The sequence below is a fragment of the Streptomyces thermospinosisporus genome, from assembly GCF_039526425.1.
Lineage (GTDB): Bacteria > Actinomycetota > Actinomycetes > Streptomycetales > Streptomycetaceae > Streptomyces > Streptomyces thermocarboxydovorans.
In genome coordinates this window covers 59,302-79,661 of sequence record NZ_BAAAIZ010000049.1, presented here as the reverse complement: position 1 = coordinate 79,661, position 20,360 = coordinate 59,302, and the positions used below count along the sequence as shown (strand labels likewise).

The window sequence follows — 20,360 nt, the reverse complement described above, 5'->3', positions numbered from 1 at the left end:
CGTCGGCGATGGCCCGCCGGGTCGCCTCGGCGGCGGTGCCGGTGTCCAGGGCCCTGGTCACCGTGTCCAGGTCGCTCGCGTCGCCGAGGCGGCCGGCGAGCACGCCGTTGGCGACCGCGCCGAACAGGGCCGCGCCGGCCGTCTGTCCCGTCTGGCGGCAGAACAGCACCGACGCCGTGGCCGTGCCGCGCTCCTCCCAGCGCACCGTCGACTGCACCCCGACGATCAGCGGCAGCTGGAACAGGCCGAGCGCCGCGCCCAGCAGCATCATCAGCAGCGCCGGCTGCCAGGCCTGGCCGGGGTAGGGCAGCAGGGGGAACGCGGACAGGATCAGCGCTGCCGCTCCGATGCCGAGCATCGCGGTGTTGCGGAAGCCGATCCTGCGGTAGACGTGCTGGCTGAGCGCCGCCGAGACGGGCCAGGTCAGCGTCCACACCGACAGCACGAAACCGGCGGCCACCGGGGCGAGACCGAGCACCGACTGGGCGTAGGTGGGCAGGAAGACGGTCGGGGCGACCATCAGCACGCCCAGCGCGCCGAGGGCGAGGTTGACCGCGGCGATGGTGCGCCGGCGCCACACCCAGCCCGGGATGATCGGCTGCTCCGCCCGGCGCTCCACGGCGAAGAACACCACCAGCAGCGCAAGTCCCGTGCCCAGCAGGGCCAGTGAGGGGGCGGACAGCCAGTCCCAGGCGACGCCGCCCTGCACCAGCGCGGTGAGCAGCGCGCCGCCGCAGGCGAACACCGTCAGCGCGCCCGCCCAGTCCACACGGGCCCGCTCCGCGAGCCGCCGCCGCGGCTCGTGCAGATGACGCACGATCAGCCACAGCGCCACCGCGCCGACCGGCAGATTGATCAGGAAGATCCAGCGCCAGTCGGCGTAGGCGGCGAGGACGCCGCCGAGGCCCGGTCCGGCCACCGCGGACACCGCCCACACCGTGGACAGCCGCGCCTGGATCCTCGGGCGCTGCTCGAGCGGGTACAGGTCGGCGGCGAGCGTCTGCACCGTGCCCTGCAGCGCGCCGCCGCCCAGGCCCTGCACGATGCGGAAGGCGATCAGCGCGGCCATGTTCCACGCCAGCGCGCACAGCAGCGAGCCCAGCAGGAACACCGCGGCGCCGGCCACCAGGACGGGTTTGCGCCCGAAGGTGTCGGAGAGCTTGCCGTAGACGGGCAGCGTGACGGTCACCGCCAGCAGATAGCCGGAGAACAGCCAGGAGAAGACCGAGAAGCCGCCGAGGTCGCCGACGATCTGCGGGACGGCGGTGGCGACGATGGTGGAGTCCAGCGCGGCCAGCGCCATCGCCAGCATCAGCGCGGCGACCACCGCACCGCGCCTCTTGGGTGCGGCCCGCTCGGCGCTCTCCTGGGCCGCCGTCCGTCCGGTCTCACCCACCCGGGGTCCCTTCCCTCGCAGTTGCATGCCCCTTGCACCTGTCCGCCGCCGCTCAGCATCTCACTTGATCCCGCTTGACCCTCACGCGGCGGGAGGGTGGAGGCTGGCTCCACCCACGGACGGATCCGGCCCCGAGACGGGCTCCGCCCGCGGGGGGAGGACCCCTAGGGGTACCTCCGTACTAAGGCTCGGGGAGGGCTCGTACCGGCGGAGGACGAGACGGGCAAGGACCGTCCTTAACCTGGCTTTACGGCGTTGGGGGGCGGCTGAGCCCAGCACGAGGGGTGGGGTTTTCCTCAGTACAGGACTGCGCTGAGCACCAGCGCGCCCGACCCCTCTCCGCGGCAAGACTGAAGCACGTCAAGCACGTCAAGCACGTCACAACGCTTCGAGCACCACCGCACCGCTTGCGTACGGGTGCACCGCTTTCCATCTGCTGACCGACATAGGAGACATACCGTGACATCGGCTGTGACCATTCCCAGGCACGGGGGTACTGGAAGTCGAACGGCCGTTGCCGCGCGGGCGCGGCAGGTCGTCAAGGCCTACGGGTCGGGCGAGACCCGCGTCGTCGCCCTGGACCACGTGGACGTGGACATCGCACGCGGCCAGTTCACCGCGATCATGGGCCCCTCGGGGTCCGGCAAGTCCACGCTGATGCACTGCCTGGCCGGGCTCGACACGGTGACGTCCGGGAAGATCTACCTGGACGAGACCGAGATCACCGGCCTGAAGGACAAGAAGCTCACCCAGCTGCGCCGGGACCGCATCGGGTTCATCTTCCAGGCGTTCAACCTGCTGCCCACGCTCAACGCGCTGGAGAACATCACGCTGCCCATGGACATCGCCGGGCGCAAGCCCGACAAGGCGTGGCTGGAGCGGGTCGTGGAGACCGTGGGCCTGGCCGGCCGGCTCAAGCACCGGCCGGCCCAGCTCTCCGGCGGTCAGCAGCAGCGCGTCGCGGTGGCCCGGGCCCTGGCCGCCCGGCCGGAGATCATCTTCGGTGACGAGCCGACCGGCAACCTCGACTCGCGGGCCGGTGCCGAGGTGCTCGGCTTCCTGCGCCGCTCGGTGGACGAACTGGGCCAGACCATCGTGATGGTCACCCACGACCCGGTCGCCGCCTCCTACGCGGACCGGGTGCTGTACCTCGCCGACGGCCGCATCGTCGACGAGATGCTGCAGCCCACCGCCGAGCAGGTCCTGGACCGTATGAAGGACTTCGACGCCCGGGGGCGCACGTCATGACCGTGCTGAAGACCTCGATGCGCAACTTCCTCGCGCACAAGGGACGCATGGCGCTGTCGGCGGTCGCGGTGCTGCTGTCGGTGGCGTTCGTGTGCGGGACGCTGGTGTTCACCGACACCATGTCCACCACCTTCGACAAGCTGTTCGCGGCGACGTCCTCCGACGTCACGGTCAGCTCCAAGGACTCCTCCGACACCGGCGAGACGACCTCCAACACCGGCAAGCCGCCGGTGATGCCGGCCTCCGTGGTCTCCGAGGTGCGCAAGGCGCAGGGCGTCAAGGACGCCGAGGGCACCGTGTTCTCCACCTCGGTCACCGTCATCGACGCCGAGAAGAACAACCTCTCGCCCACCAGCGGCGCCCCGACCATCGTCGGCAGCTGGAACCGCACCGACGCCCGCACCATGGAGATCACCGAGGGCTCCGCGCCCAAGGGCGCCGGCCAGGTGATGGTCGATGCGGACACCGCCGACAAGCACGGCCTGAGGCTCGGCGACGAGATCCGCTGGATCACCGCGGTCGGCACGCACTCCGCGAAGATCTCCGGCATCGCCGACTTCAACGTCACCAACCCCGGTGCCGCGCTCTTCTACACGGACGTCCCGACCGCCCAGCGGACCCTGGTCGGTGAGAGCGACGTCTTCACCAGCGTCAATGTCACCGCCGCGTCCGGTGTCAGCGACGAGCAGCTGAAGAAGAACGTCCTGGCCGAACTCGGCGGCGGCTACAAGGTGCAGACGGCCAAGGAGACCGCCGAGGAGAACCAGAAGGACGTCGAGGGCTTCATGAGCGTCATGAAGTACGCCCTGCTCGGCTTCGCCGGGGTGGCCTTCCTCGTCGGCATCTTCCTGATCATCAACACCTTCTCCATGCTGGTCGCCCAGCGCACCCGGGAGATCGGCCTGATGCGTGCCATCGGCTCCTCCCGCAAGCAGGTCAACCGCTCGGTGCTGATCGAGGCGCTGCTGCTCGGCGTGCTCGGCTCGGTGCTCGGTGTCGGCGCGGGCGTCGGCCTCGCGATCGGGCTGATGAAGCTCATGGGCCAGATGGGCATGGACCTGTCCACCAAGGACCTCACCATCGCCTGGACCACCCCGGTGACCGGCCTGGTGCTGGGCGTGGTGGTCACCGTGCTCGCCGCCTACCTGCCCGCCCGCCGGGCCGGGAAGATCTCCCCGATGGCCGCGCTGCGCGACGCCGGCACCCCGGCGGACGCCAAGGCCGGCTGGATCCGCGGCCTGATCGGCCTGGCCCTCACCGCCGCCGGCGGCTTCGCCCTCTACCTGACCAGCGAGGCGGACAAGGCGTCCGAGGGCTCGCTCTGGCTCGGGCTCGGCGTGGTGCTGTCCCTGATCGGCTTCGTGATCATCGGCCCGGTGCTGGCGAGCGGAGTCGTGCGGGTTCTCGGGGCGATCCTGCTGCGGGCCTTCGGCCCCATCGGCCGGATGGCCGAGCGCAACGCGCTGCGCAACCCGCGCCGCACCGGCGCCACCGCCTCCGCGCTGATGATCGGCCTCGCCCTGGTGGCCTGCCTGTCGGTGGTGGGCTCCTCCATGGTGGCCTCCGCGACCGAGGAGCTCGACAAGTCCGTCGGCACGGACTTCATCATCGGCCACGACCAGGGCCTGCGGCTCCCCCCGCAGGCCGTGGAGGCCGTGAAGTCGGTGCCCAGCCTGGAGCGGGTCACCGAGTACAAGGTGCACGAGGTCGCCCTCGCCACGCCCGACGGCGAGCGGGTCGCGGGCAAGGACGTCTCCGCGGCCGACCCGACCTACGCCACCGACCTGCGGGTCGAGACGGTCCAGGGCAACCTCGCCGACGCCTACCGGCCCGACTCGATGTCCGTCCCCGAGGACTTCGCGAAGGACCACGGCATCCGCCTCGGCTCCACCATCGGCGTCTCCTTCGACGACGGGCGGACCGGCGAGCTGACCGTCCGGGCGATCACCAGCAGCGACACGGTGATCGACGCGGGGTCGATGTACCTGTCCATCGACACCCTCGCCAAGTACGTGCCGGCCGGCAAGATGCCGCTGGACCTGCTGGTCTTCGCCTCGGCGAAGGACGGGCAGCAGGAGACCGCGTACAAGGAGCTCAAGGCCGCGATGTCCGACTACCCGGACTACAAGGTGCGGGACCAGACGGACTACAAGGAGGCGCTGAAGGACCAGATCGGGCAGCTGCTGAACATGGTCTACGGCCTGCTGGCGCTGGCGATCATCGTGGCGATCCTGGGCGTGGTGAACACCCTGGCCCTGTCGGTCGTCGAACGCACCCGGGAGATCGGCCTGATGCGGGCGATCGGCCTCTCGCGCCGGCAGCTGCGCCGCATGATCCGCATGGAGTCGGTCGTGATCGCCCTGTTCGGCGCCCTGCTGGGCCTGGGCCTGGGCATGGGCTGGGGCGCCACCGCCCAGCAGCTCCTCGCCCTGAAGGGCCTGAAGGTCCTGGACATCCCCTGGCCGACGATCATCGGGGTCTTCATCGGCTCGGCCTTCGTCGGACTGTTCGCCGCGCTGGTCCCGGCGTTCCGCGCCGGCCGGATGAACGTCCTGAACGCCATCGCCACCGAGTAGCCCGGCCGGCCACCGCACACGGGGGTTGCGGGGGAGGGGCCCGGTGCCGGCACGTCCACGGGGACGTCCGGCACCGGGCTTCCGCGTGTCCGGCCCGCCCCCGGACCGCGGCGGCGCCGGTCACCGCCGCAACAGACGTACGCTGGAGACCCCGGCCGCGCCACGCGTCGGGCCCTTCGTGTTGCCCACCCTTGGATGGAAGCGCCCCTCCATGAGCCTGCACGGTCTGCTCGACGCCGTAGTCAAGGACCCCGCCCTCGCGGAAGCGGTCACCGCCGCCACCGAGGGCAACCGCATGCACGTCGACCTGGTCGGCCCGCCCGCCGCGCGGCCCTTCGCGGTCGCCGCCCTGGCCCGCGAGACCGGCCGCCCCGTGCTCGCGGTCACGGCGACCGGGCGGGAGGCCGAGGACCTGGTCGACGCCCTGCGCTCCCTGCTGCCCCCGCAGGGCGTGGTGGAGTACCCCGCCTGGGAGACCCTCCCGCACGAGCGGCTCAGCCCGCGCAGCGACACCGTGGGCCGCCGGCTCGCGGTGCTGCGCCGGCTCGCCCACCCCAGCAGCGACGACCCGGAGACCGGCCCGGTCTCCGTGATCGTGGCGCCCGTGCGCTCCGTCCTCCAGCCGCAGGTCAAGGGCCTCGGCGACCTGGAGCCCGTCGCCCTGCGCACCGGCCAGACCGCCGACCTGGACGAGGTCGTGGACGCGCTCGCCGCCGCCGCGTACGCGCGGGTGGAGCTGGTGGAGAAGCGCGGCGAGTTCGCGGTCCGCGGCGGCATCCTCGATGTGTTCCCGCCCACCGAGGAGCACCCCCTGCGGGTGGAGTTCTGGGGCGACGAGGTCGAGGAGATCCGCTACTTCAAGGTCGCCGACCAGCGCTCCCTCGAGGTCGCCGAGCACGGCCTGTGGGCCCCGCCGTGCCGCGAACTGCTGCTCACCGACGAGGTGCGCTCCCGCGCCCGGGAACTCGCCGAGCGCCACCCCGAGCTGGGCGAACTGCTCGGCAAGATCGCCGAGGGGATCGCCGTGGAGGGCATGGAGTCCCTCGCCCCGGTCCTGGTCGACGACATGGAGCTGCTGCTGGACGTGCTGCCCGCGGGCGCCATGGCCGTCGTCTGCGACCCGGAGCGGGTGCGCACCCGGGCCGCCGACCTGGTGGCCACCTCGCAGGAGTTCCTGCAGGCGTCCTGGGCCGCCACCGCGGGCGGAGGGGAGGCCCCCATCGATGTGGGCGCGGCCTCCCTGTGGTCCATCGCCGACGTCCGCGAACGGGCCCGCGAGCTGGGCATGATGTGGTGGTCGGTGTCGCCGTTCGCGGCCGACGAGGAGCTCGACGGCGACACGATCAAGCTCGGCATGAACGCCCCCGAGGCCTACCGCGGCGACACGGCGCGTGCCCTCGCCGACACCAAGGGCTGGCTCGCCGACGGCTGGCGCACGGTCTTCGTCACCGAGGGCCACGGCCCGGCCGCCCGCACCGTCGAGGTGCTCGGCAACGAGGGCATCCCCGCCCGCCTGGAGACCGACCTCGGCGAGATCTCCCCGTCCGTGGTGCATGTCGCCTGCGGCTGCCTGGACCGGGGCTTCGTCGCCCCGGGGCTCAAGCTGGCCGTGCTCACCGAGACCGACCTGACCGGCCAGAAGGCGTCCGGCCGGGAGGGCGCCCGGATGCCGGCCCGGCGCCGCAGGACCATCGACCCGCTCACCCTGGAGGCGGGCGACTACATCGTCCACGAGCAGCACGGCGTCGGCCGCTACATCGAGATGGTGCAGCGCACCGTCCAGGGCGCCACCCGCGAGTACCTGGTCGTGGAGTACGCGCCCGCCAAGCGCGGCCAGCCCGGCGACCGCCTCTACATCCCCACCGACCAGCTGGAGCAGATCACCAAGTACGTCGGCGGCGAGGCACCCACCCTGCACCGGCTCGGCGGCGCCGACTGGACCAAGACCAAGGCGCGCGCCAAGAAGGCCGTCAAGGAGATCGCCGCCGACCTGATCAAGCTGTACAGCGCGCGGATGGCGGCACCCGGCCACGCCTTCGGCCCCGACACGCCCTGGCAGCGCGAGCTGGAGGACGCCTTCCCCTACGCGGAGACGCCCGACCAGCTCACCACCATCGCCGAGGTCAAGGAGGACATGGAGAAGCCGGTCCCGATGGACCGGCTGATCTGCGGCGACGTCGGCTACGGCAAGACCGAGATCGCGGTGCGGGCGGCGTTCAAGGCCGTCCAGGACGGCAAGCAGGTCGCCGTGCTGGTGCCCACCACCCTGCTGGTGCAGCAGCACTTCGGCACCTTCAGCGAGCGGTACGCCCAGTTCCCGGTGAACGTGCGGGCGCTGTCCCGCTTCCAGAGCGACGCCGAGGCCAAGGCGGTCCTGGACGGCCTGCGCGACGGCTCGGTGGACGTGGTCATCGGCACCCACCGGCTGTTCTCCTCCGAGACCAAGTTCAAGGACCTCGGTCTGGTCATCGTCGACGAGGAGCAGCGCTTCGGCGTCGAGCACAAGGAGCAGCTGAAGAAGCTCCGCGCCAACGTCGACGTGCTCACCATGTCCGCCACGCCCATCCCGCGGACCCTGGAGATGGCGGTCACCGGCATCCGCGAGATGTCGACGATCACCACCCCGCCGGAGGAGCGCCACCCGGTGCTCACCTTCGTCGGCCCCTACGAGGAGAAGCAGATCGGCGCGGCCATCCGCCGCGAACTGCTGCGCGAGGGCCAGGTCTTCTACATCCACAACCGGGTCGAGACCATCGACCGGGCCGCCGCCCGGCTGCGGGACATCGTGCCCGAGGCGCGGATCGCCATCGCGCACGGCCAGATGTCGGAGTCGGCGCTGGAGCAGGTCGTCGTCGACTTCTGGGAGAAGAAGTTCGACGTGCTGGTCTCGACGACCATCGTCGAGTCCGGCATCGACATCTCCAACGCCAACACCCTGATCGTGGAGCGCGCCGACACCTTCGGCCTGAGCCAGCTGCACCAGCTGCGCGGCCGGGTGGGCCGCGGCCGGGAACGCGGCTACGCCTACTTCCTGTACCCGCCGGAGAAGCCGCTCACCGAGACCGCGCACGAGCGTCTGGCGACCATCGCCCAGCACACCGAGATGGGCGCGGGCATGTACGTGGCGATGAAGGACCTGGAGATCCGCGGCGCCGGCAACCTGCTCGGCGGCGAGCAGTCCGGCCACATCGCGGGCGTCGGCTTCGACCTGTATGTGCGCATGGTCGGCGAGGCGGTGGCGGACTACCGGCGCCAGCTGGAGACCGGGGAGATCGAGGAGGAGCCGCCGCTCGAGGTCAAGATCGAGCTGCCGGTCGACGCGCACGTCCCGCACGACTACGCCCCCGGCGAGCGGCTGCGCCTGCAGGCCTACCGCGCCATCGCCTCCGCCAACTCGGAGGAGGACATCAAGGCCGTCCGCGAGGAACTCCTCGACCGCTACGGCAAGTTGCCGGAGCCGGTGGAGAACCTGCTGCTGGTGGCGGGCCTGCGGATGCTGGCGCGGGCCTGCGGGGTGAGCGAGATCGTCCTGCAGGGCAACAACATCCGCTTCGCGCCGGTGGAGTTGCGCGAGTCGCAGGAGCTGCGCCTGAAGCGCCTGTACCCCGGCTCGGTGATCAAGCCGGCGGTGCGGCAGGTGCTGGTGCCCCGCCCGAAGACCGCGAAGGTCGGCGGGAAGCCGCTGGTCGGGCGGGAGTTGCTGGGCTGGGTCGGGGAGTTCCTGACCTCGGTGCTGGACACGTAGCCCGGCGAGCGGGAGACCGCAGGGAGATCACCGGGAGCGAAGGAGACGCCGGAAGCCGTCCACGGGTGCATGGTGCCGTGGGCGGCTTGTGAGCCGGTATCGGTCGGTCCGGTCGGCGCGGGTCTACTGCTGGTCGGGGCGGTCGCGGTCCATGCCGAGACGTTCCTCGGCCTGCTGCTGCCCGGTGTCGACCTGTTTCTCGTACTTGCCGCCGGTCCTCTCGTTGATCTGCTTCTCGGCGGCGTCCGAGCCCTGATGGGCTTTCTGACGTGCCGCCTTGTTGCCCTTGAGCTTGTCGAAGATGCCCATACAGAGCTCCTTCCGCATCACTCGACTCAGCTCCGACGATACGCGCCGCTTGCCCGGGATGCCCGTTTGAGGGTGATGTGGTCTGGACCTCTCGCTCGCTACGCTGCGCTCGGGCCCGTCCGTGCGGGCCGTACGCGGGCAAGGGGAGGGGCGCGGTGGCGCGACACGTGCGGCGGACCAGGGCGACGGCGGCGGTGCTCGCCGCGGCGGCGCTTCTCACCGGGTGCGAGGGGCTGCCCGAGGGCTCCTCGGCCGGCGCGGGCGCCGGTGCCGAGCCGGCCGAGCGGGACACGCGGGCGGTCAGCCCCCTGAAGAACCCGGACGGCACCGCCCCGGGCCTGGCCCCCGTCACCACCGAGCGGGACCGCGCGGCGGCCGTCCGGCTCATCGAGCGGGTCGCCACCAAGGGCCGCGGACCGCGGACCGGCTACGAGCGGGAGGAGTTCGGCTACGCCTGGCTGGACACCGCCGACGGGGTGCCGCTGGCCAGGAACGGCTGCGACACCCGCAACGACGTGCTCCAGCGCGACGGCCTCAGGCTCCGCTTCCGCTCCGGGTCCGACTGCGTGGTCGTCGCCATGACCCTGCACGACCCCTACACCGGCCGGACCATCGAGTGGCGCAAGCAGCGGGCCGCCGAGGTGCACATCGACCATGTCGTCCCGCTCAGCTACAGCTGGCAGATGGGCGCCTCGCGCTGGCGGGAGAGCAAGCGCCGCCAACTGGCCAATGACGTCCTCAACCTGATGCCGGTTCAGGGACGGGCCAACTCCGCCAAGGGCGACTCCGGCCCCGCCTCCTGGCTGCCGCCCCGCAAGCGCATCCGCTGCGCCTACGCGGTCCGGTTCGCCCAGGTCGCCGTCAAGTACGAGATGCCGGTGACCGCGGCGGACAAGCGGATGATGCTGCGGCAGTGCGGCGGCCGGCCGGCGCTGTGAGATGCCGGGCCAGGGCGGGCAGCGTGAGCAGGGCGAGCAGCGCGCACACCCCCGGCCAGCCGGCCTGAGCCCAGGCCCGGGTCCCCAGCCAGGAACCGGCGCTGCCGCCCAGGTAGGCGCAGGTCATGTAGGCGGTGTTGAGCCTGCTGCGGGCGTCGGCGCGCAGCGCGTAGATGCGGGCCTGGTTGGCGACCATGCCGGACTGCATGGCGACGTCGAGCAGCAGCGTGCCGGCCACCAGCGCGGCCAGCCCCGGCACCCCGCCCAGCGCCCCGGCGGTCAGGACCGCGGCCGACAGCAGCACACCCAGCAGACAGGCGAGGTTCACCGGACCCGGCCCGTGGCGGTCCACCAGGCGCCCGGCGAGCGGGGTGCAGATCATGGTGGCGCCGCCGACCAGGGCGAGCAGCCCCACGGCCTGGGCGCCCAGGCCGTAGGCGGGGCCGGTGAGCAGCAGCGCCAGGCACGTCCACACGGCGGAGAACCCGGCGAAGACCGTCGCCTGGTAGAGACAGGAGCGCCGCAGCTCGGGCTCGGTGCGCAGCAGGTGAAGCGACCCGGCGAGGAGTGCCGGGTACGGCTGGGACGAGGGTGGGGTGGTGACCGGCAGGCTGCGGGCCAGGACGGCGGCGAGCACCAGGACCAGCGCGGCGGCCGCCAGGTAGGGCGCGCGCCAGCCCAGCCGCTCGCCGAGGATCCCGCTGAAGGCGCGGGCCAGCAGCATCCCGCCGATGGACCCGGTCATCAGGGTGCCGAGCACCGCTCCCCGCCGGCCGGCCGCCACCAGCCCGGCCGCCAGCGGCCCGACCAGCTGCGCGGCCACCGTGGTGAAGCCGGTCAGGGCACTGGCGGCGACGAGGAACGGCAAGGAGGGGGCGCAGCCCGCGGCGAGCAGTCCGGCACCGGTCAGCAGGAGCAGCACCACCAGGAACGAGCGGTGCGGGAGCCGGTCGCCGAGCGGCACCAGCAGGAACATCCCCGCCGTGTAGCCGGCCTGGGTGGCGGTCACCGCCGCCGAGGCCGAGTCGGCCGAGGTGTGCAGGTCCTCGGCGACCAGGGGCGTGATCGCCTGCGGGAAGTAGAGGTTGCCCACGGCCACCGCGCAGGTGACGGCGAGCAGCAGGGTCGTCCGGCGGCCCATCCTCAGTCCACCGGTCCGCCGGCGACGTACACGACCTGGCCGGAGACGAAGCCCGCGCCGGCCTCGACCTCCGTGCGGCGCGCATGAGTTGTCCGTGTCCGTGTCATGGGTGGCAGTTCAGGGCATCGACGACCCCACGGGAATCGATGTAGCGTACGGCTTAATGATCGTTTTCGTTCTCGGGGTCGAGGACCTCGCGGACACGCGCTTCGCGCTCTCGCCCCTGCACGAGACCCTGCTCAGCCTGCGGGTGCTCCAGGACCCGGGACTGTCCGCGCTGCACCTGCCCTGGCGCCGGTCCGTGCTGGGCCGGCTCGGCGCCCTCGACACCGGGCTGCTGATGTCGCTGGTCGCCCAGCGGCGCACCCTCCCGGACTTCCTGACACCCAACCCCGCAGGTTTCGCCCCGTCCTTCGACGAGCAACTCGACGTGGTCCGCCGGACGCGCCCCGCCCAGGTCCGCCACGACCTGCGGCTGGCCCACGCCCCGGACCCGCTCCCCGCCCCGCTGAGCGACGCACTCGGCGACGACGACCGGGTCACCGCCCTGCGCGACGCCATCTGCGACGTGCTGCGGCAGTACTGGCGGGCGGCCCTCGAGCCGATGTGGCCGCACATGCGGCTCGTGCTGGAGGCCGACATGACCTACCGGGCGCGGCAGCTCGCCCTGGGCGGCGCCCGGCTGCTCTTCGCCGACATGCACCCCAACCTGCGCTGGCGGGACGGCGAGCTGCACATCAGCCAGATGATCAGCAGGCACCGGGTGGCGGCCGCCGGCCGGGGGCTGCTGCTCCTGCCGTCGGTCTTCGCGCACAAGCCGGCGCCTCCGGTCAGCCCGGACGAGCCGCCCCGGCTGGTCTACCCCAGCCGGGGAGTGGCCACCCTGTGGGACGAGACCCCGCCCCCCGGCAACGAGGCCCTGGTGTCCCTGATCGGCGCCCCCCGGGTGAGGCTCCTCGGCCTCCTGGAGGAGCCGCTGCCGACCGTGGAGCTCGCCCGCCGCCTGCGGGTGACGCCCAGCGCCGTCTCCCAGCATCTGCGCGTGCTGCACGCCACGGGCCTGGTCACCCGCGCCCGCGACGGACGCCAGGTGCTGTACCGGCACAGCGGGCTCGCCGACCAGCTCCTGCTGCAGCAGTAGAGCCCGTCGGACGACAAGCGGTGGAGCCCGTCGTGGGACGAAAACCGGTGGTCGGCGGGCCGGCGGGTGCATACGGTGGCGGCATGGCCTTCGAGATCATGCCTCTCGCGGAGCAGCCCGGCAGGTGGGAGCAGGTGCGGGACATGGCGGACAGCTGGCCGGTCTTCGTGACCCAGGACCTCGTGGGCTCCGCGCACTACCGGCGGATCGCCACCGAGCTGCCCGAGTACGTGCTGTTCGCCGAGGACGAGCAGGGCGAGGTCGTCGCCACCGCCTACAGCGTGCCGTTCGCCCTGCACACCGAGGGCCGCGAGGAACTGCCCGCGCGCGGCTGGGACAAGGTGATGGTGTGGGCCTTCGCCGATCTGCGCGCCGGGGTGCGGCCCGACACGGTCAGCGCGATCGCGGTCACCGTCGCCCCGCACGCCCAGGGGCGCGGGCTGTCCGCGCTGATGCTCACGGCGATGCGGGACAACGCCCGGGCGCGCGGCTTCGACGAGGTCGTCGCCCCGGTGCGGCCCAGCGCCAAGCACCTCGAACCCCGTACGCCCATGGACGAGTACGTGGCCCGGGTGCGCCCCGACGGGCTGCCACAGGACCCGTGGATGCGGGTGCACGCACGGGCCGGCGCCACCGTGGACCGGGTGGCGCCGGCGTCCATGACGGTGTCCGCGTCCCTCGCCGAGTGGCGGGACTGGACGGGGCTGCCCTTCGACACCGACGGCCCCGTCGAGGTGCCCGGGGCCCTGGTGCCCGTGCACTGCGACCTGCGGGGCGATCACGCCGTGTACGTCGAGCCCAATGTGTGGATGCGGCACCCGCTGTGACAGCTCAACGGCGCTGACAGCTCAACGGCCCTGACGGCTCAACGGCGCTGACGGCTCAACGGCGCTGACAGCTCAACGGCGCTGACAGCTCAACGGCCCTGACGGCTCAACGGCGCTGACAGCTCGACGGCTGTGACAACTCACCCCCGTGACGGCTCGTCAGCCCAGCGCGTCGAGATCCACGATCTCGCCCTCGGGCTTCTTGGCCGGGACCGGCTTCTCGTAGTCCGAGAAGGTGACCGGGGAGTCGCCGTCGGCGGTGCTGTCGAGCCGCAGCAGGTACGGCTCGCCCTCGGTGGCGACGTAGATGGTGTAGCGGTCCTTGCCGTCGCGCTCGGTCAGCGTCAGCGCCGGGGTGCCGTCGACGGTCGTCGTCCGGCCTCGGCTGGCGGTGGAGCCGCCCTCCTCCACGTCGCCGAGCACCTCGTCCAGGTCGCAGAAGCCCGCGATCTCCTCGGCGTCCGCGCCGGTGGCGGACATCTTGGTCCACTTCCCGGCCAGCAGGTCCACGGCCGCGTCGACGTCGGCCTTCGGCTCGCCCTCGCTCTGGGCCCGCAGGAACGCCTCGTCGTACTTGATGTAGAGGGTGTCGCCGGTCTTGATCAGCTCGGCCTCGCCCCCGCTCTTCATGGTCAGGGTGCCGGCGCACTCGCCCTTGCGGTCCAGCGCCATGTCGAAGGTCATGGCGCCGGCGGCCTCGTCGGGCACGTCGCCGCGCATCCGCAGCGAAGAGGCACCGGTCGTGGCGGCCACGGCACGGTCGGCGATCTCACCGCCGCTCAGCCCGGCGAACGGCTCCTTCTTCCCGTTCTTCCCGTCCTTCCCGTCCTTCACCCCCTCCGACTGCTCGGAGGCCTTCGACGCCTTGTCCTCGCCGGGCAGACAGCCGGTGAGCCCGGCCCCGGTCACGGCGATGAGGCAGAGGGTGGCGAGCGCGGTGCGGCGCATGGCGGTTTTCCTTACGGGGTCTGGTGGTACGGATGGTGAGGGCCGGTCAGAACTTGCCGTTGCCGATCAGCTCGCCGTTGGCGTCGTAGACGGTGACCAGGCCGTTCTTGCTCTGCTTCCAGTCGGCGAAGGCCGAGGCGATCAGCTTGGCGGGGCCCGCGCCCTCGCCCATGATGCCGCCGGTGAAGTCGGTGTAGACGTCGGCGGCGTCGAGGATGTCGTTCTGCTCGTCGGCGCCCTGGACCTTGGTGACGTGCTCGACGGCCGCCTTCTCCTGGGGCGAGCCGTTCTTCTGCACGAAGGCCTTGAACTGCTCGGCCTGGGAGGCCTTTTCGGCGCCCTTGCCGGCGGAGTCGTTGCTCTCGGCGTCCTTGGCGTCCTTGGCGTCCTTGCCGTCCGCCGCCTTCGTGTCGCCGGACTGCCGCTCGGCGGACGCGGAGGAGCCCTTGCCTCCGGAACCCCCCTCCGTGTCACCGGAGTTCGCCGAGACGGCACCGATGACGACGAGCCCCACGACGGCGCCCAGCGCGACCTTGGTCTTCATGCCCATGGCTGTGTCCCTCCCCGATGGTGGCGGCCGTCGCTCCCCGGCGGCCGCTCGTTCGCTGGGTCAATCAGAGCATGAACTGTGAACCGAGTCAACATGGTTCACGGATTCTCGTTCGTACACGACGTGAACGGCCGTTTTACGTATACGCCGGTATGCTCGGCCTCACACGGACGTGATCACGTGGGACGAGGGGAGTCGGCGGGTGCAGCGGACGCGGCAGGCAGGAGACACCCAGGACGGCGCCACGGAGGTCACCGCGGCCGGGATCGCCCGGCTGGCCGGGGTCGGACGGGCCGCCGTCAGCAACTGGCGCCGCCGGCACGCCGATTTCCCCCAGCCCGTCGGCGGCACCGAGACCAGCCCCTCGTTCGCCCTCGCCGAGGTCGAGGACTGGCTGCGCCGGCACGGCAAGCTCGCCGAGGTGCCCCTGCGGGAACGCGTCTGGCAGCAGCTCACCGGCCACCCCGAGGGGCCGATAACCGCCCTGCTGCACGCCGGCTGCGTCCTGCTGCTGATCCACGAACGGCCCACCGTCTGGCTGAAGTTGGCCGCCGGCTCCGACGAGCAGCTCGCCCAGGCCCTGCCCGGGGCACTGGCCCGCGAACTCACCCGGACCGCCGCTCCGCAGGACCTCACCGCCGGGCAACTGCGGCCCTCCGTCCCGCTGTTGCGCGGTGCCGCCGAACTCGCCGCCGAGCTCGGCGCCCGGCAGACCTTCGAGTTCCTCCTCGGCCGGCACCTCGACGCCAACCCGCGCCAGTACACGCTGACCCCCGCCGAACTCGCCGCGCTCATGGCCGACCTGGCCGGACCCGCCCGCACCGTCCTCGACCCCGCCTGCGGCACCGGCGCCCTGCTGCGCGCCCTCACCCCCCGCCCCGGCCAGGAGCTCTACGCCCAGGACAGCGCCCCAGAACTCGCCGCGCTCACCGCCCTGCGCCTCGCCCTGCACACCCGGGCCCCCGTGCACGCCGCCGCCGGCGACACCCTGCGCGCCGACGCCCACCCGGAGCTGCGCGCCGACGCCGTGCTGTGCCACCCGCCGTTCAACGAACGCAACTGGGGCCACGACGAACTCGCCTACGACCCGCGCTGGGAGTACGGCTTCCCCGCCCGCACCGAGTCCGAGCTCGCCTGGGTGCAGCACGCGCTGGCCCGGCTGAAGGACGGCGGCACAGCCGTGCTGCTGATGCCGCCCGCCGTCGCCTCCCGCCGCTCCGGCCGCCGGATCCGCGCCGACCTGCTGCGCCGGGGCGCGCTGAGGGCCGTGCTGGCGCTGCCGCTGGGCGCGGCACCGCCGTACAACCTCCCGCTGCACCTGTGGCTGCTGCGCCGCCCCGGGCAGGTACCCGCGCAGCCGGAGCTGCTGCTCGCCGACGCGGGCCGGTTCGCCGGGGAGGGACGCGGCGGCCCCGACTGGCAGGGCGTACGCGAGACGCTGCTCGACGCCTGGCGGACCTTCGAGCGGGCCGGACGGCTCGACGAACGGCCCGGCCTGGCCCGCTCCGTACCGGTCATCGACCTCCTCGACGACGACGTCGACCTCGCCCCGGCCCGCCATCTGCCGCCCCCGGCCGCGGCCGACGGCCCCGCCCGTCTCGCCGAGGTGCGCGAACGCCTCGACGAGACCCTCCGGCTCACCGCCCGGCTGACCCCGCCGCCCGTGACGCCCGCCCCCTCCGCCGAGGCACCGCGCCGCCCGCTCACCACCGTCGGTGAACTGGCGCGCGGGGGCGCACTGGTGATGCGCACCGGCGGCAGCGGCGGCCGCGAGCGCGTGCCGGTCCTCACCGACCACGACGTCCTCTACGGCACCGACCCGTCCGGCACGCTCCCGGAGAGCGACGAGGAGGCGGTGCTCACCGAACCCGGCGACGTCGTCGTCCCCGTGCTCGGCGGAGGCTCCGTGGCGCGCGTCGTCGACGAGGCCACCGCCGGGGCCGCGCTCGGCCGCAACCTGGTGCTGCTGCGCCCGGACCCGGACGCGCTGGACCCCTGGTTCCTCGCCGGGTTCCTGCGCGGTACCGCCAACAACCGCCAGGCCAGCAGCTATGCGTCCACCGCCACCCGGCTCGACGTGCGCCGGCTGCAGCTGCCCCGGCTGCCGCTGGAGGAACAGCGCCGCTACGGCGCCCGCTTCCGTGCCCTGGACGAGTTCGAACGGGCGCTGCGCCAGGCCGGCCGCCTCGGCGAACAGCTGGTGCGCGGCATGTACGACGGCCTCACCGACGGCACGATCCCGCCCGGCTGAGCACGGCCCGCCCCGGCACCTGCGGGGCGCGGATGTGATCGGGACGACAACGGTTCGGTACAACCGGGGACCGGTTGTCCGTGTCGGCCTATACGCTCAGACTTCCCGAGGAGCTCTGACGCTCGCAGCACATCCCCATCGGCCTCACGGTCCAGGAGCAGTCATGTACGGCCACGGCGCGCCGCCCACCCGCAGCGCGGCAATGATCATCACCCTGCGTGTGCTGTTCGCCGCCGCCGGCATCCTGTCGTGCGGGCTGCTGGCCGCCGTGCCGCTGTTCCGGATCGCCATCCTGCGGGCGCGCACGGCGGACTGGGTGCTGGCCTGGTCCGGCCTGGTCTTCTCGATCGTGCTGCTGACCGTGGTGGGCTCGGTGCCGGAGTCGGACACCCGGAGCGATGTCGCCCTCGGCCTGCTGATCTTCACCGGCGCCGCGTCCAGTGTGTACTTCCTGACCGCGGACATCCGCTGGCACCAGCTGAACCGCCCGGGCGCCCCGGTGCCGCCGTCGCCGCACGCCACCACCGTGCAGGCCCCCGGCGCCCATGCGCCCTACGGCTACCCGCAGCCCGCCTCGCCGTACGCCGCCACGCCCGTCCCGCAGCCGCCCCATACGCCCGTCCCGCAGCCGCCCCACACGCCGGTGCCGCAGGCACCCCACGTGCCGCACACCCCCGGGCCCCACACCCCGGTGCCGCAGACGCCGCCCACCCCGGCGCCGCCGCCGCGCCCCGCGCCGGCCCGCATCGACCAGGTGCGCGCCGAACTCGACGAACTAAGCGACTACCTGCGCCGCCAGGACGGCCGGCCGGCCGGGCCCGAGAGCGGAAGGTGAGCGTGACGACGACGGGACGGGTCGTCGCGGGCCGCTACGAGCTGTCCACGCTCATCGGCCAGGGCGGCATGGGCCAGGTCTGGACGGCGTACGACCAGCGGCTCGACCGGCGCGTGGCGGTGAAGCTGCTGCGGCCCGACAAGGTGGCCGGGCAGGAGGCGGACGAACTGCGCCGCCGCTTCGTGCGCGAGTGCCGCGTCACCGCGCAGGTCGACCACCCCGGCCTGGTCACCGTGCACGACGCGGGCAGCGAGGCCGAGGAGCTGTTCCTCGTCATGCAGTACGTCGACGGCGCCGACCTCGGCGACCACCTCGCCGAGCACGCGCCCTACCCGTGGCAGTGGGCGGTCGCGGTGGCCGCCCAGCTGTGCGCCGTGCTGAGCGCCGTGCACGCGGTGCCGATCGTCCACCGCGACCTCAAGCCGCGCAATGTGATGGTCCGGCAGGACGGCACCGTCACCGTGCTCGACCTCGGCGTCGCCTCCGTCATGGACGCCGACACCACCCGCCTCACCCACACCGGCACCCCCATAGGCTCGCCCGCCTACATGGCCCCCGAGCAGGCGATGGGCGGCGCGGTCGGCCCGTACACCGACCTGTACGCGCTCGGTGTGCTGCTGCACGAACTGCTCAGCGGCGACGTCCCCTTCTCCGGCTCCACCGCGCTCGGCGTGCTGCACCGGCACCTGTACGAACCGCCGCCGCCGGTGCGCACCCTCCGCCCGGAGGTGCCCGAGGCGCTGGAGACCCTGGTGCTGCGGCTGCTCGCCAAGGACCCGCAGCACCGCCCGGCCTCCGCGCAGGAGGTCTACGAGCACCTGGAGCCGCTCCTGCCCGCCCGCGGCACACCCACCGGGGCGCTCCTTGACCCCACCCGCCCCTTCCTGCGGCCGCTCGCCCCCTGGCCGGACCGGGCGCGCACCCCCGCACCCCAGCCCGCCCCCGCCGCGCCCGCCTCGCCGGCCGCGGAGCAGGCCGATGTCGCCGCCGCCGTCGACGAGGTCAAGCGGCTCCTCGGCGAGGGACGGATCACCCAGGCCGTCGACATCCTCGGCTCGATCCTGCCCGTCGCCGCCGAGCAGCACGGCGAGAACTCCCCGGTCGTGCGCACCCTGCGCAAGCAGTACGCGGCCACCCTGCTGGACGACGGCCAGTACCGCCGCGCCCTGCCCGAACTGCGCCGCCTCGCCGCCGAGCGCGCCGCCGAGGCCGGGCAGGCCGACCCGCAGTCGCTGCGCTACCGCTACGAGGCCGCCCAGTGCCTGGAGCAGCTCGGCGACCCGGCCGGGGCGCTCGCCGAGTACCGGGCGCTGCTGCCGTACTACGAGAACCAGTACGTGGCCGCCGGCGACCCGCGGCTCGCCCACGAGGTGCGCCGCCGCATCGGGCATCTGCTGCTCGCCCTCGGCGACCGGGCAGCCGCCCACGACACGCTCGTGCGCCTGCTGCACGACGTGGAGCGCGGCCAGGGGCCCGGTCATCCGCTCGCCGTGGAGATCCGGCGGACGCTGCAGTGGCTGGGGCAGGTGCGCGGCTGAGGTCCGGCATGCGGACGTGCCCGGCGGTAGGGCGGCCGGGCGGTAGGGCGGCCGGCATCGGGGTGCCGGTGCGGGCGGTAGGGCGGCCGGGCGGTAGGGCGGCCGGCATCGGGGTGCCGGTGCGGGCGGTAGGGCGGCAGGGCGGACGGGCGGCGGGGTGCCGGTGCCCGAAGTCGTGGTGAATCGTTGGTCGAATGGGTTGGCCAGAGCTTGCCCCGTGCCTACCATCGATCACCGCAAGACTTTGTGCACCGCCGCACAAGCTCCCTCAGGAGGTTTCCTTGCACCGCCGCCGTCGCACCGCGCTCCTGCTCACCGCCGCGATCGCCGCAGCGGCCCCCCTGCTCACCGCCTGCGGAAACGATGCGCGCCCGGGCGCGGCAGCCGTCGTCGGCGACGAACGGATCACCGTGTCCCAGCTGGAGAACCGGGTGAAGGAGGTCCGCGCGGCCCAGCGCGAGGCCGTCCCCGACGAGGCCCAGTACGAGCAGGCCATCGCCCGCACCGGCAGCCTCACCCGCGACACCCTGCACAGCATGGTCCTCGACCGCGTCCTGGACCACGCCGCGCGCGAGGCCGGGGTGAGCGTCACGCCCCGCGAGGTGCAGCGGATGCGGGCCGACATGGAGGACCAGGCGGGCGGCGCCGAGGCGCTCGAGCGGGCCTGGCTGCAGCAGTACGGCATCCCGCCGCAGCGCCTGGAGGAGAACCTCCGCCTGCAGCTGAAGGCCCAGAAGCTCGCCGAGAAGCTCGGCACCGACACCAGCCGTCCCGAGTTCTGGAAGGCCCTGTCCGAGGCCGGCAAGGAACTCGACGTGGACATCAACCCGCGCTACGGCACCTGGGACGTGAACAAGAGCAGCCGCGTGGACGCCAGGGCCCCGTGGCTGCGGGACGTGACGTCGGCGGACACCCAG

General features: G+C 72.9%; 15 protein-coding genes. 10 read left to right on the top strand and 5 right to left on the bottom strand.

The window, feature by feature from the left end; all coding sequences use genetic code 11:
- Positions 1-1,423 (bottom strand): MFS transporter (locus ABD207_RS17735; protein WP_344014063.1); only part of this gene is annotated, 1,423 nt, incomplete at its 3' end.
- 432 nt (positions 1,424-1,855) lie between these two features.
- On the opposite strand from ABD207_RS17735, the gene ABD207_RS17730 reads away from it, so the two are divergent.
- The 3 genes from ABD207_RS17730 (at position 1,856) to mfd (ending at position 8,965) form a co-directional block, all read left to right on the top strand.
- On the top strand, positions 1,856-2,644 hold the full coding sequence (locus tag ABD207_RS17730; RefSeq protein ID WP_344014062.1) for an ABC transporter ATP-binding protein: 789 nt from the start codon (positions 1,856-1,858) through the stop codon (positions 2,642-2,644).
- Complete coding sequence (locus ABD207_RS17725) at positions 2,641-5,220, top strand: ABC transporter permease (protein WP_344014061.1); 2,580 nt, start codon at positions 2,641-2,643, stop codon at positions 5,218-5,220. Before ABD207_RS17730 ends, ABD207_RS17725 begins: the two co-directional genes overlap by 4 nt.
- Before the next feature lie 211 nt (positions 5,221-5,431).
- Complete coding sequence (gene mfd / locus ABD207_RS17720) at positions 5,432-8,965, top strand: transcription-repair coupling factor (protein WP_344014060.1); 3,534 nt, start codon at positions 5,432-5,434, stop codon at positions 8,963-8,965.
- A gap of 123 nt (positions 8,966-9,088) precedes the next feature.
- Here the strand turns inward: mfd and ABD207_RS17715 are convergent, their stop codons facing one another.
- The gene (locus ABD207_RS17715) at positions 9,089-9,274 is read right to left on the bottom strand and encodes an antitoxin (RefSeq protein WP_167992303.1); all 186 of its coding nucleotides are present in this window, start codon (positions 9,272-9,274) and stop codon (positions 9,089-9,091) included.
- A gap of 155 nt (positions 9,275-9,429) precedes the next feature.
- Between ABD207_RS17715 and ABD207_RS17710 the strand changes: the two genes are divergently transcribed.
- Positions 9,430-10,212, top strand: coding sequence for an HNH endonuclease family protein (locus tag ABD207_RS17710; protein ID WP_344014059.1), 783 nt, complete (start codon positions 9,430-9,432; stop codon positions 10,210-10,212).
- Here ABD207_RS17710 and ABD207_RS17705 read toward each other — a convergent pair.
- Positions 10,136-11,353 (bottom strand): MFS transporter, encoded by a 1,218-nt coding sequence (locus tag ABD207_RS17705; protein ID WP_344014058.1) that lies wholly within the window; start codon positions 11,351-11,353, stop codon positions 10,136-10,138. The two genes, ABD207_RS17710 and ABD207_RS17705, sit on opposite strands and share 77 nt — an antisense overlap.
- A gap of 163 nt (positions 11,354-11,516) precedes the next feature.
- Here ABD207_RS17705 and ABD207_RS17700 point away from each other — a divergent pair, with 163 nt between their 5' ends.
- The gene (locus ABD207_RS17700; protein WP_344014057.1) at positions 11,517-12,494 is read left to right on the top strand and encodes an ArsR/SmtB family transcription factor; all 978 of its coding nucleotides are present in this window, start codon (positions 11,517-11,519) and stop codon (positions 12,492-12,494) included.
- An 83-nt stretch (positions 12,495-12,577) separates the two neighbouring features.
- Complete coding sequence (locus tag ABD207_RS17695) at positions 12,578-13,321, top strand: N-acetyltransferase (protein ID WP_344014056.1); 744 nt, start codon at positions 12,578-12,580, stop codon at positions 13,319-13,321.
- A gap of 159 nt (positions 13,322-13,480) precedes the next feature.
- On the opposite strand, the gene ABD207_RS17690 is transcribed toward ABD207_RS17695, so the two are convergent.
- Positions 13,481-14,269 carry a hypothetical protein gene (locus ABD207_RS17690; RefSeq protein WP_344014055.1) on the bottom strand — a complete coding sequence of 263 codons (789 nt, stop codon included), beginning with the start codon at positions 14,267-14,269 and terminating at the stop codon, positions 13,481-13,483.
- A 46-nt stretch (positions 14,270-14,315) separates the two neighbouring features.
- Positions 14,316-14,819, bottom strand: a complete 504-nt coding sequence (locus tag ABD207_RS17685; protein WP_344014053.1) for a hypothetical protein — start codon at positions 14,817-14,819, stop codon at positions 14,316-14,318.
- Positions 14,820-15,021: 202 nt separating this feature from the next.
- Here ABD207_RS17685 and ABD207_RS17680 point away from each other — a divergent pair, with 202 nt between their 5' ends.
- From ABD207_RS17680 to ABD207_RS17665, 4 genes are all read left to right on the top strand, one after another.
- Complete coding sequence (locus tag ABD207_RS17680; protein ID WP_344014052.1) at positions 15,022-17,070, top strand: N-6 DNA methylase; 2,049 nt, start codon at positions 15,022-15,024, stop codon at positions 17,068-17,070.
- Between the two features lie 163 nt (positions 17,071-17,233).
- Positions 17,234-17,905, top strand: a complete 672-nt coding sequence (locus ABD207_RS17675; RefSeq protein ID WP_344014051.1) for a hypothetical protein — start codon at positions 17,234-17,236, stop codon at positions 17,903-17,905.
- Between the two features lie 41 nt (positions 17,906-17,946).
- The gene (locus tag ABD207_RS17670; RefSeq protein WP_344014072.1) at positions 17,947-19,443 is read left to right on the top strand and encodes a serine/threonine-protein kinase; all 1,497 of its coding nucleotides are present in this window, start codon (positions 17,947-17,949) and stop codon (positions 19,441-19,443) included.
- Between the two features lie 281 nt (positions 19,444-19,724).
- The coding region (locus ABD207_RS17665; RefSeq protein ID WP_344014050.1) for a SurA N-terminal domain-containing protein at positions 19,725-20,360 on the top strand (636 nt) is incomplete at its 3' end.